Here is a 14976-nt window from a genome sequence, read left to right on the forward strand (position 1 = left end):
TAAATTCAACATGAAAACCCGAGTCCTGACCGGCATCACTACGACCGGTACCCCGCATCTGGGCAATTACGCCGGCGCTATTCGTCCGGCCATCGAAGCCAGTCGCCAACCCAATGTCGACGCCTATTTCTTCATGGCCGACTATCACGCGCTTATTAAATGCGAAGACCCTGCGCGGGTGGCACGTTCGCGCCTTGAAATCGCAGCTACCTGGTTGGCGGGCGGGCTTGATGTCGATAAGGTCACGTTCTATCGGCAGTCCGATATTCCCGAAATTCCTGAGCTTTGCTGGTTGTTGACCTGCGTTACGCCTAAGGGGTTGATGAACCGGGCGCATGCCTACAAAGCCTCTGTCGACCAGAACACGGCACGCAATATTGACCCTGACGATGGCGTAACCATGGGTCTGTTTTCTTATCCGGTACTCATGGCAGCCGACATCCTGATGTTCAACGCTCACAAAGTACCCGTGGGCCGTGATCAGGTTCAGCACCTTGAAATGGCTCGCGATATTGCTCAGCGGTTCAACCATTTGTATGGTCAGGGTAAAGAGTTTTTTGTCTTGCCCGAGGCTCAAGTCGACGATGAGGTCGCGACGTTGCCCGGCCTGGATGGCCGAAAAATGTCCAAAAGTTATGACAACACCATTCCGTTGTTCGAGGGCGGCAGTAAGGCCATGCGTCAGGCGGTTTCGCGTATCGTGACCGACTCGCGCCAGCCTGGCGAACCGAAAGACGCCGAAGCATCGCATGTCTACGCCCTGTATCGTGCTTTTGCCACACCGGCGCAAGCGACAGCGTTCAAGGCAGCACTCGAGGGTGGGCTTGCGTGGGGCGAAGCCAAAGAGGCCTTGTTTACTTTGCTTGATGGTATCGTCGCACCCATGCGTGATCGCTACGCACAGCTGATGGCCGATCCCCGACAAATCGAGGATATTTTGCAGGCGGGTGCAGCCAAGGCGCGTCGTGAGTCGGCCGAGCTCATGGGGGCTTTGCGTGAGGCTGTGGGTTTGCGTCAACCCAGTCAGGTTGCCGCAGTCTCAAAAGCCAAGTCCAAGGCCGGTAAGACCGCTCGTTTGGTCAGTTTCCGTGAGGGCGAACGCTTTCATTTCCGATTGTTGTCGGTCGATGGTGCCGAGCTCTTTTTATCCGAAGGGTTTGACAATCCCAAAACAGCAGGTCAACTGATGTCCGAGCTCAAAACCCGGGCTTTGTCAGGCCTTGCCCAGGTCCAGAACGGTCAGGTGACGCTGGTTGTCGATAATCAGATTGTTTGCCGATTCCCCGAAAGCGACCTCGAGGCGGTCGAGCAGGCATTGGCGTCGCTCAAACAAGACTGACGCAGGGCAGACAGCTTTTAGCCCATAAAAAAACACCCCGCGGGCCTATGGTTGGCCCGCGGGGTGTTTTTGTTTGGAAGGTCGACGGATTACTTCTTCAGCTTTGCGAAGGCGGCAGCCATGGCGCCCAGACCATCTGCCGCGCCCGTTGCTTTGTCGCGGCGATCACCCGAGCTACGCTGATTGCCAACGGCATTGCGGCCGCCCTGGGCTCGGCCGCCGCTGCTCGCGCTTGTTCGGCCCGATGGCGCATCATCGTTCAAGCGCATTGTCAGGCCAATGCGTTTGCGTTCGATGTCTACCTCCTGGACTTTGACTTTGACGGTCTGTCCGACACGTACGACATCGCGCGGGTCGCTGACGAAGCGATCGGCCAGTGCCGAAATATGCACCAGACCGTCTTGGTGGACGCCGATGTCAATAAAGGCACCGAAGTTGGCCACGTTGGTGACGACTCCCTCAAGAATCATGCCCGGTACCAGATCTTTCAATGTGTTCACGCCTTCTTTGAATTGGGCGGTTTTGAACTCCGGACGAGGGTCGCGCCCTGGCTTTTCAATTTCGGTAAAGATATCGCGTACGGTGGGTAGACCGAAGCGTTCGTCGGTAAATTCGGCAGGTGACAGCCCGTTAAGGGCGCCTTGACGTCCCATGACCTGTTTGGCGTCGGCCTGAATTTTCTCAAGAATACGTTTGACCACCGGGTAGGCCTCTGGGTGAACGGCAGAGGCATCCAGCGGGTTGTCGCCATTGGCAATACGCAAGAAGCCTGCGGCTTGCTCAAAGGCCTTGTCGCCGAAGCGGCTGACTTTCATCAGCATCTTGCGGTTCTGAAACGCGCCGTTCTCGTCACGCCAGGCCACAATGTTGCGGGCCAGGCTGGCATTCAGGCCCGATACCCGGCTCAGCAGCGGGGCGGATGCTGTATTGACATCTACACCCACGGCGTTCACACAGTCTTCAATGACGGCATCAAGCGATCGGGCCAGTTCGCGCTGGTTTACATCGTGCTGGTACTGGCCAACCCCAATAGCCTTGGGCTCGATTTTGACGAGCTCGGCCAATGGGTCTTGCAGGCGGCGCGCGATCGAAACGGCACCGCGCAAGCTGACGTCAAGGTCGGGAAATTCGTGAGCGGCAAGCTCCGAGGCCGAATACACCGAGGCGCCAGCCTCGGAGACGACGACGCGTGTCGCCTTGATGTCACTGAATTTTGCGGCCATGTCGGCAGCCAGTTTTTCTGTTTCGCGCGATGCCGTGCCATTGCCGATGGCAATGAGCTCAACTTTGTGTTTTAGTGCGAGCGCTGCCAATGTATTGATCGAACCCTCGTAGTCGCGCCGAGGTTCAAAGGGATAAATGGTGGCCGTGTCCAGCAGCTTGCCCGTGGGGTCGATAACCGCTACTTTGACCCCTGTTCGGATCCCCGGGTCCAGGCCCATCACGGCTTTTGGGCCAGCGGGTGCCGCCAGCAGTAAGTCTTTCAGGTTGGCGGCAAATACGCGTATGGCTTCTTCTTCGGCCTTCTCGCGTAGCTGATTGACCAATTCAGTTTCGAAGGTCGTCAGGAGCTTCACACGCCAAGTCCAGCGGCAGACTTCGCCCAGCCACTTCTCGCGAGGCTTTGCGTCGGCATCAAAGCGGGCACCCAGCGCAAGAAAAGCGGCGACCCGGCTCACGCACGGATGAGGCGTTTGTGTTTCAAGTTCAGGGGCCAAGCCGATACGAAGATCGAGTACGCCTTGTTGACGGCCGCGCAACAGAGCCAGGATGCGGTGTGATGGTAGTGTGCGCAAGGGTTCGTGAAAGTCGAACCAGTCTCGGAAATTGGCGCCCTCGGTTTCTTTGCCCTCAACAACTTTTGCATACAGCAGACCCGACTGCCAGAGATGATCGCGCATGTCGGCCAGCAAATCGGCGTTTTCGGCAAAGCGCTCGGCCAGAATGTCGCGCGCACCGTCGAGTGCGGCTTTTCCATCGTTAATATTTGCCTCGGCATTCAGGTAACTCTCTGCCAGTGCGGCCGGGTCGGCCGTGCGGTCAGCCAGAATGGCGTCGGCCAGCGGCTCAAGCCCGGCTTCGCGCGCAATTTGTGCGCGAGTGCGACGCTTGGGCTTGAAGGGAGCGTACAAGTCCTCGAGGCGCTGTTTGGTCGTCGCCGCCAAAATTTCGCCGGTCAGTTCGGGGGACAGTTTCCCCTGTTGCTCGATCGACTCGATCACGGCAGCGCGCCGGTCTTCGAGTTCGCGTACGTAGACAAGCCTTACCTCCAGGTTACGCAACACCGTGTCATCCAGACCGCCCGTGACTTCTTTCCGATAGCGGGCGATAAACGGGACGGTTGCGCCGCTGTCCAGCAGCTCAACGGTAGCGGCTACCTGTATCGGGCGCACGCCCAGTTCTTCGGCCAGCAAGGCAACGATGCGTTCAGGGGAATTGTTCAGCGCCACTTTGGGTGCTGCATTTGAGGTAACTGTCATGGGTAAGTCATCTGGTTTACATCATCAAGCGGGGCATTTTGCCACATCCAGGCCGAACAGGTCTTCGCGCGCGGTTATCATTCTGGTTTAGTCTGATGTGTCTGGAACGTCCCATGTTGCTGCAAGAGCTCGATGCCATTTTTGCCGAAGACGGCCCTATTGCGGCTGCGTTGCCGGGCTACCACGCCCGTCAGGCTCAGTTGGAGTTGGCGCGTGCTATCGATCAGGCGATCACCGACGGCAGTACGCTCATCGCCGAGGCCGGTACCGGCACAGGCAAAACCTGGGCGTATCTGGTGCCTGCTTTTTTAAGCGGGGTGAAGGTGCTCGTGTCGACCGGCACCCGAACTTTGCAAGACCAGTTGTTTCGGCGCGATTTGCCCCGGCTACGCAATGCGTTGGCCTTGCCTGTGACGACGGCCCTGCTTAAAGGTAGGGGTAATTATGTCTGCCACTACCACCTCGAACGTCTGCAAGGCGACGACCGCGCACTCAAGTCTCGTGCCGAAATCGGTCAGCTTCGTCATATTCAGGTGTTCGCACAGCAATCGCGTACCGGCGACAAGGCAGAACTGGCCGAGGTGCCTGAAGAGGCAGATATCTGGAATCGCGTTGTATCGACACGCGACAACTGCCTGGGCCAAGACTGCCCCAATGTGCGCGACTGTTTTGTGCTCAAAGCGCGTCGCGAGGCGCAGGAAGCCGATATCGTCGTGGTCAACCACGCCTTGTTCATGGCAGATCTGGCGCTTCGTGAAGAGGGGATCACCGATTTGTTGCCTGAAGTGCAACTGGTGGTGTTCGACGAGGCTCATCAGCTTCCCGATGTGGCCACGCGCTTTCTGGGCAGCAGTGTGTCTTCGCATCAACTGATCGACCTGGCCCGTCAGGTCGAGGCCGCCGGGCTGGCTCACGCCCGCGAAGCCTGTAACTGGACAGAGCAAGGGCAGCGCATCGAGCACGCCGCTCGTGAGTTGCGTTTGGCGACTGCGGCGATAGACCGTTTACCTGGTAAAAAAGCGACCTTCGAGACTTTGCCTGATGCCGAGGCTTTCGACACTGCACTTGAGCGTTTGATTGAAGTGCTTGACGATTGTGTGCAACGGCTGGGCATCGTGGCAGAAAAACACCCAGACCTTACTGCCGCCTCAAAAACATCGCTCGATTTGCGGGCGCGTCTATTCCGCTGGAGCCAGCCCGACAGGCAGGGCCGGAACGCACTGGCCGCTGCTGCAGCGGCCGACGGTGGCCCGGGGGCAGACGAAACGGCCGTCAGGTGGGTGGAGTCCAGTAGCCATGGCATGCGCCTGCATAGTGCCCCTTTGTCGGTAGCGCGTATTTTTTCGCGGTTTCGCCGGCCCGAGCAGGCCTGGGTCATGACCTCGGCCACTCTGTCCATCAATGGTGATTTTGGTTTTTTTCAACGGCAATTAGGTCTGCACGATGCGGTCACCGGCCGCTGGGAGTCACCGTTCGATTATTCGGCGCAGGGGGTTTTGTTTGTACCGTCTACGTTGCCTTTGCCTAACCACCCGCAGTTCAACGAAAAATTTGTTGATCTGCTGGTGCCGTTAATCAAAGTTGCGCAGGGTGGCGTACTGGTTTTGTGTACCACTTTGCGTGCGGTTGATCGTATTGCCGAGCTACTTGATGAACGGCTCGACGCCGCAGGTATTGATCGTCTGCTGTTAAAGCAGGGCGACACTTCAAGGCGGTTGCTGCTTGACCGGTTTCGTGACGCGCGTAATGCGGTGTTGGTCGGTAGCGCCAGCTTCTGGGAAGGGATTGATGTGCCGGGAGACGCGTTGACCCTGGTTGCGATCGACAAGCTGCCGTTTGCGCCGCCCGACGACCCAGTGCTTGAGGCACGTTTAAACGAAAGCCGTCGCCGTGGGGGTAACCCCTTCATGGAGTTCCAGTTGCCCGAGGCCGCCATTGCGCTTAAGCAGGGTGCTGGCCGATTGATTCGGTCGGAAGGGGACTGGGGGGTATTGATGGTAGCCGATACCCGTATTGTTGATAAACCCTACGGGAAGCTGCTTTGGCGAGGTTTGCCGCCGTTTTCACGCACCCGAGAAGTTGCTCAGGTGGTGAAATTTTTCAAGGCGCGGCAGATTAAAACCAGTTGACGGGGTTCCACATACTGCCGCTGGCTTCGGCAAAACCCTGTTCGTAGTACTTGCTGTTGGGGAAGTTGCTGTCGAGTACGCGCTTGGTGTCGTCACGAAGCTCGGGCATATTCAGCTTGTCGTAGGCCATGACCATGATGTACAGCGCTTTTTCGGCGGCCGGGACGCCCTGAAATTCGGTAATGACGGTTTGTGCGCGATTGATGGCGGCCAAATAAGCGTAACGCTCGTAGTAGTACTGCGCCACAATGACTTCGTTTTCTGCCAAGGTGTTGACCAGCCAGGTCAGGCGTTTCTTGGCGTCGGGTGTGTAACGGCTGTCGGGGTAGCGGGAAACGAGCTCGCTAAAGGCCTCGTAAGATTCACGCAAGCCCTTCGGATCGCGCTCGGCCGGGTCTTGGCGTGTAATGTTCGAAAACAGTGCGCTGGGCGGCGTAAACGTGACCAAGCCCTTCAGGTAGAGCATGTAGTCAGTACCTGGATGATTGGGGTATTGCTGCTGGAAACGGTCGATGGCTGCCAAGGCCTGCTCTGGCTCGTCGTCTTTCCAGTTGACATAGGCCAGGTCAATGAGGGCTTGTTGAGCGTAGCCGCCAAACGGATAGCGGGCCTCGAGTGCCTCGAGGCGCTGGCGGGCTTCGGGCCAGTTGGCATCGCTGATTTCGGTACGTGCTTCGCGGTAAAGACGATCAGCGCTCCAGCCTGCGGTGGGGTCGACATCGCCTTTGCTTAGCGCGCCGCAGCCTGCAACAACTGCAGCCACGAGAAAAACGCCGGCCAGACGGGCTACCCGGGAAGCCCCGGAGCAAAGTACAGAATTGAAGTTAACGCGAGTCACAAAAGCATCCTTGGTGTTAGCATTGCAGGCTGATTATATGATTTGTCGCCATGCCTGACACAGATATTACTAAAGAAAGTTCTTCGTGCACGCCAGACGATGAGCCCCTGCTGTTCGAGCTACCACTTAAAACGATGCCCGAACGCCTGGATAAGGTCCTGGCCCGTCTCATGCCAGACCACTCCCGCAGTCGTTTGCAAGCCTGGATTGAATCAGGGCACGTCAAGGTAAATGGCCAAGCGGCGCGTGTGCGTCAAACGGTTGGCCCTGCTGACTGCATCGAAGTTTGGGAACAGGTCGCGCCAGAGCAACAGGCGTTCAGTCCTGAGCCTGTCGATTTTGATGTGGTGGCTCAAAGTCCGGACTGGGTCGTCATTAACAAACCCGCCGGTCTCGTGACGCATCCGGGGGCCGGAAATTGGTCGGGTACCTTGCTCAATGGTTTGTTATACCGGTTCCCCGAACTGGCCACCGTGCCGCGTGCTGGCATTGTGCACCGACTCGATAAAGACACATCGGGCCTGTTGGTCGTGGCCCGCCACGAAAAATCACAAACGCATCTCGTGCGTCAACTGCAAAGTCGCAGCGTTAGCCGGCAGTACACCGCTTTGGCACACGGTTGGGTGCGTCATGGCGGTACCGTCAATGTGCCCATTGGCCGCGATCCGCGTGTGCCCGTGCGCATGAGTGTCGAGAATCCCATTGCCCCGCGCGAGGCCATTACGCATTACGAACCGCTTCGCATCGGCACAACCGCCGAAGGTCAGCAGGTCAGCCAGGTCATTTGTCGGCTGGAAACGGGGCGAACCCACCAAATACGCGTTCATATGGCCAGTGTGTGTCATCCGCTTGTCGCCGACGTGCTGTATGGTGGCCGACTGATTGCCGGCGCTTCGCGCCAGATGTTGCATGCGCAGGCATTGAGTTTCGATGATTTTTCCAGTGGCGAGCGGGTTTCTTTCGAGGCGCCGTTGCCTGCCGATTTCGAACAGGTATTAGGGCATCTTGCGTGGCAATAACAACACAGTTGGGTTCGTTTCAGGTGGTTAGCGGCACCCCTTGGCGGGGTGTAAGGTACTTTTGTACGACCCGTCTAGGTGGGTATAGCGTACCCCCCTTCGATACGCTCAACTTTGCCGCCCATGTTGGCGACGACGCTGCTTCTGTTCAGGCGTGTCGTGAGGCGTTGGCGGACCAAATCGGCGTTATGCCGGTCTGGCTTGATCAGGTGCACGGCACAACTGTTCACGATGCCGACGCCTCTGCATTTGCCCCGGGGGGCGCGCCAAGCGCTCATGCTTCATTGGTTGCGCCGGTTGCCGACGCAGCGATCACATCGTGTGAAGGTCGTGCGCTGGCTATTCTGACGGCCGATTGTTTGCCAGTGGTTGTTGCCGACGAAGCGGGGCGGGCGGTGGCCGTTGCGCACGCCGGATGGCGCGGCTTGGCCGCGGGGGTGCTCGACAATACCGTTTTGGCCCTTCGGGCGCGTTTGCCTGACCAAGCTGTATTGCGGGCCTGGATCGGGCCCGCCATCGGCCAGTCGGCCTTCGAGGTCGGGCCAGACGTCTACGCCGCTTTTTGCGACAGTCAGCCCGAATGCGCCGTTTACTTTGCGCAGCGTCCTGGCACCGAAAGCGTTGGAGGTAAATGGCTGGCCGACCTTGCCGGTTTAGCCCGACACCGGTTGGCGGCACTTGGGGTGCGTTATATTGAACAGAGCAGTTGGTGTACGTATCGTCATCCCGAGCTTTTTTATTCGTATCGATTCAAACACCCCACCGGACGCATGGCAACGTTGGCCTGGCTTGATCCGGCTACCGACTTACCCTGATTGACAGTCAATCGCCAGGCCCGCAACATGAAGGTGTTCTGATGCAAATAGTCACACAAGGCAGGTTTACTTAATGAGCATTCCGTTTTCAGGTCAACAATTCAATGAAATCCAGGCGGAATTCTCCAAAAGCTGGCAAGAATTGCTCCACAAGGCCGAGCACGGCCAGCTAGAACTGCCCAAAGACAGGCGCTTCAGCGCTCAGGCCTGGGCCAGTCATCCAGCCTATTTGCTTATGGCGCATGCCTATCTGTTGTCAGGGCAGGCCATGCAAAAAATGGTCGATACGGCCGATGTCCCCGATGACACCCGCGAACGCTTGCGGTTCTCCGTCATGCAATGGCTCGATGCCATGGCGCCGTCCAATTTTCTGGCCACCAACCCCGATGCCCAGCACACCTTGCTGCAAACCAAGGGGTTGTCACTGGCTCAGGGCATTCAAAATTTTTTCACCGACCTCCAAAAAGGCCATTTGTCGCAAACCGACGAAAGCCATTTTTCGGTGGGCGAAAACCTGGCGATCACCGAAGGGCAGGTCGTCTTCGAAAACCCTCTTTTTCAGTTGATTCAATACACGCCATTGACTGCGCAGGTTTATCGCACGCCGCTTCTGGTGGTGCCGCCATGCATCAACAAGTTTTATATCCTCGACCTCCAACCCGACAACTCCTTTGTTCGCCATGCTGTCGAGCAAGGGTTTACGGTGTTCATGGTGTCGTGGCGTAATCCGCAGCTTACGGATACTGACGGCATTTTGCAGGCGACCTGGGCCGATTACCTTCAAAGCGGCGTGTTACAGGCCATCAAGGTGGTTCAAGACATCAGCGGAGCCGCAAAAATCAATGCGCTGGGTTTTTGCGTGGGCGGCACATTGCTGGCCAGTGCCCTGGCTCTGGCCAAGGCCCGGGGCGAAGACCCAGTCAACAGTCTTACCTTGCTGACCACGCTGCTTAATTTCGAAGATACTGGTGTGCTCGACGTCTTTATCGACGAAGGTCATGTCAATGCGCGCGAGCATCAACTGGGGCAGGGCGGGTTGTTGTTTGCGCGCGAGCTGGCCACCACGTTTTCGTTCTTGCGGCCCAATGAGCTCGTCTGGAACTACGTCGTCAATAACTATCTCAAGGGTCAAAGTCCGCCTGCATTCGACTTGCTCTACTGGAATGCCGACGGCACGAATTTGCCCGGTCCGTTTTTTGCCTGGTATCTGCGCAATACCTACTTAGAGAATAATCTGGTTGTGCCTGGCAAAGTGGTTGTCGACGGCACGCCTGTCGACCTGGGGGCGATCGACACCCCTGCTTATGTGTACGGCTCCCGTGAAGATCACATCGTGCCCTGGAAGGCGGCTTATGCCAGTATGTCTTTGCTTCAGGGGCCCAGACAGTTTGTCATGGGGGCGTCTGGCCATATAGCGGGAGTGGTTAATCCGCCCGCAAAAAACAAGCGGTGTTATTGGGTTGGTCCTGATACAACCGGCAAAAAGGTGGTACCAGCCCGCGATTGGTTTGACGCAGCGCAAGAGCATCCGGGAAGCTGGTGGTTACATTGGTCCGATTGGCTGGCTGGCCACTCGGGCACGCGTCGCAAGGCCGTCAAACGCCTGGGCAATACTCGCTTCGTACCCACCGAAGCTGCCCCCGGGCGTTATGTGAAGGTCAAGGCGGTTTAAACAGAATTACAAGGAGAACTCCATGAGTGGAAAACTGGCATACGTGACTGGCGGCATGGGAGGGATCGGCACATCAATTTGCCAGCGTCTCGCCAAAGAGGGCTTTACCGTGGTAGCGGGTTGCGGGCCCAGCCGCGATCACACCAAATGGCTCGACGAGCAGGCTGCATTGGGCTACAAATTTCATGTGTCGGTGGGGAACGTCTCCGACTGGGATTCCACCGTCGAAGCCTTCGACAAGGTCAAGTCTGAACTTGGCAATATCGATGTGCTTGTCAACAATGCAGGTATCACGCGCGATGGCCTCTTTCGCAAAATGTCCCGCGACGACTGGCGTGCGGTTATGGACACCAACCTCAACAGTCTGTTCAATGTCACCAAGCAAGTCATCGAGGGCATGATCGAAAAAAACTGGGGACGTATCATCAATATCAGCTCAGTTAACGGGCAAAAGGGTCAGTTTGGTCAAACCAACTACTCTACCGCCAAGGCCGGTATTCATGGCTTTACCATGGCGCTTGCCCAAGAGGTCGCCAGCAAAGGGGTTACCGTAAACACGATATCGCCTGGTTATATTGGTACAGACATGGTCAAGGCCATGCGTGCCGATGTCCTTGAAAAGATTGTGGCTACGATTCCTGTGCGTCGATTGGGTACGCCTGAAGAAATCGGCGCCATGGTCGCCTGGATCGCTTCCGACGACGCCGGTTTTGCCACCGGTGCCGACTTTTCGCTTAACGGTGGTTTGCACATGGGGTAGTAATACCCATTACAAGCGCATATGACACAAACTAAAAACGCGTCCGGCCTGCGGTTGATCAAAAAATATCCCAACCGCCGCCTCTACGATACCCAGACCAGTGCCTACATTACGTTGGTCGATGTCAAGCAACTGGTGCTCGACAACGAAAACTTTCAGGTGGTCGATGTAAAGTCAGGCGAAGATCTGACACGCAGCATTTTGTTGCAGATCATTCTTGAAGAAGAAACGGGTGGGGTGCCCATGTTTTCTGCGGCAGCACTGTCGCAGATCATTCGTTTTTATGGCAATGCCATGCAAGGCGTCATGGGCGCTTTTCTCGAAAAAAACATTCAGGCATTTATCGATGTTCAAGAGCGGATGGCCGAGCAATCAAAAAATTTGTATGGGTCTGCGGTAGGGCCCGAGGCATGGACTCAGTTCATGAGTGTGCAAACCCCGGTCTTGCAAAGCATGATGAATAATTACATCGATCAAAGCAAAAATTTGTTCGTGCAAATGCAAGATCAAATGCAAGATCAGACCCGGTCTATTTTTTCAACTTTCCCGTTTGTGCCGCCCGCAGGCGGTGATGGGCCGCAAAAAAAATAAACCCGTCTTAACGGAACGGGCTGTGTTCGACCAGCGTATCCGCGTACTGGTCAACAGCTCGTGTTTCTTCATCTAGAAAATTTGCGATAGCTTGGGCAAACCTTGCGTCGCGCACCCAGTGTGCCGACCAGGTTTTTACGGGGAGCATGCCCCTGGAGAGCTTATGCTCGCCCTGAGCTCCGCCTTCAAAAATATTTATCTGGTGGGCAATGCAGTACTCAATGGCCTGCAAGTAACACGTTTCGAAGTGCAAACCTGAGATAAATTCGGTGGTGCCCCAGTAGCGGCCGTACAGCCGTTCCTCGCCAATAATGTTCAAGGCGCACGCCACAGGTGTTTCACCTCGGCGCGCCAGCACCAGCAGAAGCTGGTCGCCCATGGTGCGCAAGATCCGTTCAAAGAAGTCGGCATTCAGGTAGGGGGCATTGCCATGCTCATGGTACGTGCGTTCATAGCATCGGTAAAAAAAGGCCAGGTTGTCTGGGGTAATTGCTTCGCCGCGCAGCCATTCAAAGGTGACCCCGGCTGCTGCCACCTTCTTTCGGTCTTGTTTCAGTTTTTTGCGCTTTTGCTGGGTCATGTCGGCCAGAAAATCCTCGATAGTGCCGTAGTTATTGTTGTGCCAATGAAATTGCACCGTTTCCCGAAACATGAAGCCTGCCTTGCGCAGTGCGGCCTGGTCTGTCTCGTCGGGGAAAAGAATATGCAGTGATGACAAGGCATTTTGTTCGGCAAGTGATACGGCTGCCTGGGCTAACCGGATGCGGTCGTCGGACGATTTGGCCAGTAAACGGGGCCCCGGCACCGGAGAAAATGGGATGGCAGACAGCAGTTTGGGGTAATAGGGCAAGTTGTGCTGCATGAACGCCCGTGCCCAGGCATGGTCGAAGACATACTCTCCGCGCGAATGGTATTTGACGAAAAGTGGCATGGCGCCTGCCAATTGGTCATTTCGTTTTAATAACAGGTAGTGCGGATCCCAGCCTGTTTCAAGCGATGCGCAACCGCTGGCTTCAAGGGCATGTAAAAAAGCATGGCTAACCAGCGGATGACCGTTCGCCAGCGCGTTCCATTCTTCGGGGTCAATATCGTCTAAAGTACGAGCCAGCGAAAGTTCTGCAGTCAAGGTGTGCCACTTTGAGGTTTGGTGATGGGTAATGGCGTAAATTTTAGGGTAACTACGGCGTGACGTCTGAAATTCCGGTATTGGTGCTGACGGGCTTTTTGGGGGCAGGTAAAACAACCTTGCTTAATCGTCTTCTGGGCGGCACGCAGCCAAGTTCGGCGCCAGCGACGTCTGCGGATGCCGTCGCCCCTGCTGGCAGCGCGGTTCACGCCGGTACTTCCATCGACATCGGCATCGACGCCGCTTCTGACGACGGTGTGACTGATACGGTCACGTCGATCGACCCGGACCGGCTTGTGGTGCTGGTCAACGAGGTTGGGCAAATCGGACTCGATCATCAATTGGTTCGTCATGTCGATGATCGTCTGGTGATGCTCGAGTCAGGGTGCATTTGCTGCTCTGTGCGCGGTGGGTTGGTCACTGCGTTGCAAGATTTGTTCATGGCGGCGCTTCAGCGGCGCATTCGCCCATTCACGCATATTGTCATTGAAACCACCGGGATAGCCGATCCGGCAGCAATTCGTTATACCCTGGCTTTTGAGCGCTTTCTGGCCGATCGGTATCGTTATGCGGGTTGCGTGACGGTTGTCGACGCTGGCAATATACAAGCCCAGTTTGTGCAGCAGCCCGAGGTCGCACCCCAATTGGCGCAAGCCGATTGCCTGCTCATCAGCAAAGCCGACCAAGTTAATACGCAAGCGTTGGGTCTAACCCAGACTTGGCTGGATACGGTGTGTCCGCAGGTGCCCAGGCTGCTTGCCAGGCAGGTGATGTCGGTAGGGCAGTTGTTCGACGTTGTGCAGAGTCAGACGCGCCGTGTGCCAGCGTTGGGTGGGGCCGTTCGTCGTCGTACAGCAGGCCTTTTGGGGGTGCCTGGTCAGGGCTTGTTTACTTCATCAGGCTCACCGACGCCTGGCGCCGTGTTTCCGGATGCGCAAGTGGTGGGTGACTTTTCCCAGCCGGTGGGTAGGCATGCGGATCTTGATGTTGCGAGTTGGGAACTGTCGGGTACGGTTAAGCGAGCAGACTTTTCGCGTGCCCTGGATGCTGCCGTGGCCGATACAGGAGCGGGGCTGCTACGTTTTAAGGGTATTTTGTTTTTCGAGCCAGGCGGCTGGCAGGTGGTTCAGGTCGTACACAATACCGTTTACCCACCCCAGCCCTTAGAGGCCGGGCCGACTGACGCCCCTGGCGCTCAAGCGGTTGTGATTACTCGCGGCAGTCCAGCCGAAGATTTTTTCAAAAAGCTGGAAGCTGGCTTGGCTAAAAGCTAAAAGCCGTTGTCCCTATTTGCTCAAGGTAAAGTACGGCCAAAGTGTGGCTGTACTTGGTCTGGCCATGTTGTCGCGTAAGGATCAGGCAAAAAAAATGCCTGCATGTAGTATGCAGGCATTTTTAATTTGGTTGCGGGGGCAGGATTTGAACCTACGACCTTCGGGTTATGAGCCCGACGAGCTGCCAGACTGCTCCACCCCGCGTCTGAAGAACTGAATATTAACCTACCTAAAAAAATAATGCAAATCCGTAGCAAATAGTTCACACCCTGAGGTACAAAGTAGGGGCTAGCAGTGCAACTTTGAAAAATTACGCGTAGAATTGTGCAAAACCAGAATACATGACCGAGAACGAAATCATTCGGGTGCTCGAAACCGCGCTATTATGCGCCGACGCACCCCTGCCTTTATCCGAGTTACGCAAGCTGTTTCCCCCTGAAGACGTCTCTGCAGACGATCTCCGGAGGTTGCTTTCTGTGCTGCAGCTTGATTGGTCAGAAAAAGGGCTCGAACTGGTCTGTCTGGCCAGCGGGTGGCGGTTTCAAAGCCGCCCCGAAATGCAAAAGTTCCTAGAACGTCTTAACCCCGAAAAGCCGCCCAGATACTCAAGGGCTGTCCTCGAGACTTTAGCCATTATTGCGTGGCGTCAGCCGGTAACGCGCGGCGACATCGAAGATATTCGCGGGGTTACGGTTTCGTCTCAAATTGTCAAAGCGCTCGAAGAGCGTGGCTGGATCGAAGTGTTGGGTCATCGTGACGCCCCTGGGCGTCCCGCATTGTTTGGCACAACACGCCAGTTTCTCGATGACTTGGGTTTACGAACACTCGACGATTTGCCTGCACTCGAGTCGCAAGAATCTATGCAGGTGCTCGAAGGCTTGCAGCTCGACGACCCGCCGGCCCCTGATGCCGATTGATACGGAGTATCCGAAC

11 protein-coding genes, 1 tRNA gene and 1 pseudogene are annotated in these 14976 nt (G+C 56.4%); 9 read left to right on the forward strand and 4 right to left on the reverse strand.

Annotated features, from left to right (window positions below):
• The first annotated feature begins 10 nt into the window (after positions 1–10).
• Positions 11–1339: a tryptophan--tRNA ligase gene (locus CHR62_RS03900; RefSeq protein ID WP_123660088.1), complete on the forward strand. Its 1329-nt coding sequence runs from the start codon at positions 11–13 to the stop codon at positions 1337–1339.
• Positions 1340–1428: 89 nt separating this feature from the next.
• Here CHR62_RS03900 and CHR62_RS03905 read toward each other — a convergent pair whose 3' ends face one another.
• Positions 1429–3819: a Tex family protein gene (locus tag CHR62_RS03905; RefSeq protein WP_123660089.1), complete on the reverse strand. Its 2391-nt coding sequence runs from the start codon at positions 3817–3819 to the stop codon at positions 1429–1431.
• Between the two features lie 113 nt (positions 3820–3932).
• Here CHR62_RS03905 and CHR62_RS03910 point away from each other — a divergent pair, with 113 nt between their 5' ends.
• On the forward strand, positions 3933–5948 hold the full coding sequence (locus CHR62_RS03910) for an ATP-dependent DNA helicase (protein WP_123660208.1): 2016 nt from the start codon (positions 3933–3935) through the stop codon (positions 5946–5948).
• Here CHR62_RS03910 and CHR62_RS03915 read toward each other — a convergent pair.
• Positions 5935–6729 carry an outer membrane protein assembly factor BamD gene (locus tag CHR62_RS03915; RefSeq protein ID WP_123660209.1) on the reverse strand — a complete coding sequence of 265 codons (795 nt, stop codon included), beginning with the start codon at positions 6727–6729 and terminating at the stop codon, positions 5935–5937. The genes CHR62_RS03910 and CHR62_RS03915 overlap by 14 nt on opposite strands.
• A 107-nt stretch (positions 6730–6836) precedes the next feature.
• Between CHR62_RS03915 and CHR62_RS03920 the strand changes: the two genes are divergently transcribed.
• The 5 genes from CHR62_RS03920 (at position 6837) to phaR (ending at position 11643) form a co-directional block, all read left to right on the forward strand.
• Positions 6837–7805: an RluA family pseudouridine synthase gene (locus tag CHR62_RS03920; RefSeq protein WP_123660090.1), complete on the forward strand. Its 969-nt coding sequence runs from the start codon at positions 6837–6839 to the stop codon at positions 7803–7805.
• Positions 7802–8620: a peptidoglycan editing factor PgeF gene (gene pgeF, locus CHR62_RS03925; protein WP_123660210.1), complete on the forward strand. Its 819-nt coding sequence runs from the start codon at positions 7802–7804 to the stop codon at positions 8618–8620. The genes CHR62_RS03920 and pgeF overlap by 4 nt, the downstream gene beginning before the upstream one ends.
• A gap of 73 nt (positions 8621–8693) precedes the next feature.
• Complete coding sequence (phaC, locus tag CHR62_RS03930) at positions 8694–10292, forward strand: class I poly(R)-hydroxyalkanoic acid synthase (RefSeq protein WP_123660091.1); 1599 nt, start codon at positions 8694–8696, stop codon at positions 10290–10292.
• A 22-nt stretch (positions 10293–10314) separates the two neighbouring features.
• Positions 10315–11052, forward strand: coding sequence for an acetoacetyl-CoA reductase (phbB, locus tag CHR62_RS03935; protein ID WP_093970762.1), 738 nt, complete (start codon positions 10315–10317; stop codon positions 11050–11052).
• Positions 11053–11073: 21 nt separating this feature from the next.
• The gene (phaR, locus tag CHR62_RS03940) at positions 11074–11643 is read left to right on the forward strand and encodes a polyhydroxyalkanoate synthesis repressor PhaR (RefSeq protein ID WP_093970763.1); all 570 of its coding nucleotides are present in this window, start codon (positions 11074–11076) and stop codon (positions 11641–11643) included.
• A 7-nt stretch (positions 11644–11650) separates the two neighbouring features.
• Here the strand turns inward: phaR and CHR62_RS03945 are convergent, their stop codons facing one another.
• Positions 11651–12769 carry a GNAT family N-acetyltransferase gene (locus CHR62_RS03945; RefSeq protein ID WP_233574858.1) on the reverse strand — a complete coding sequence of 373 codons (1119 nt, stop codon included), beginning with the start codon at positions 12767–12769 and terminating at the stop codon, positions 11651–11653.
• Between the two features lie 59 nt (positions 12770–12828).
• Here CHR62_RS03945 and CHR62_RS03950 point away from each other — a divergent pair, with 59 nt between their 5' ends.
• Entirely contained in the window at positions 12829–14043 is a 1215-nt protein-coding gene (locus tag CHR62_RS03950) for a GTP-binding protein (protein WP_123660092.1), read from the forward strand.
• Positions 14044–14170: 127 nt separating this feature from the next.
• Here CHR62_RS03950 and CHR62_RS03955 read toward each other — a convergent pair.
• Positions 14171–14247: transfer RNA gene (locus CHR62_RS03955), tRNA-Met, on the reverse strand.
• A 137-nt stretch (positions 14248–14384) separates the two neighbouring features.
• Here CHR62_RS03955 and scpB point away from each other — a divergent pair.
• Positions 14385–14930, forward strand: a pseudogene (gene scpB / locus CHR62_RS03960) (SMC-Scp complex subunit ScpB); the annotation flags it as partial.
• Between the last annotated feature and the right edge of the window lie 46 nt (positions 14931–14976).

The organism is Pusillimonas sp. NJUB218 (genome assembly GCF_003788685.1).
In the GTDB taxonomy this organism is placed as follows: domain Bacteria; phylum Pseudomonadota; class Gammaproteobacteria; order Burkholderiales; family Burkholderiaceae_B; genus Neopusillimonas.

Excerpts from the sequence above, each read along its gene's own strand:
- CHR62_RS03910 (WP_123660208.1), top strand. The coding sequence starts at position 3,933 with ATGTTGCTGCAAGAGCTCGATGCCATTTTTGCCGAAGACGGCCCTATT.
- phaC (WP_123660091.1), top strand. The coding sequence starts at position 8,694 with ATGAGCATTCCGTTTTCAGGTCAACAATTCAATGAAATCCAGGCGGAA.
- CHR62_RS03905 (WP_123660089.1), bottom strand. The coding sequence starts at position 3,819 with ATGACAGTTACCTCAAATGCAGCACCCAAAGTGGCGCTGAACAATTCC.
- CHR62_RS03920 (WP_123660090.1), top strand. The coding sequence starts at position 6,837 with ATGCCTGACACAGATATTACTAAAGAAAGTTCTTCGTGCACGCCAGAC.
- phbB (WP_093970762.1), top strand. The coding sequence starts at position 10,315 with ATGAGTGGAAAACTGGCATACGTGACTGGCGGCATGGGAGGGATCGGC.
- CHR62_RS03900 (WP_123660088.1), top strand. The coding sequence starts at position 11 with ATGAAAACCCGAGTCCTGACCGGCATCACTACGACCGGTACCCCGCAT.
- phaR (WP_093970763.1), top strand. The coding sequence starts at position 11,074 with ATGACACAAACTAAAAACGCGTCCGGCCTGCGGTTGATCAAAAAATAT.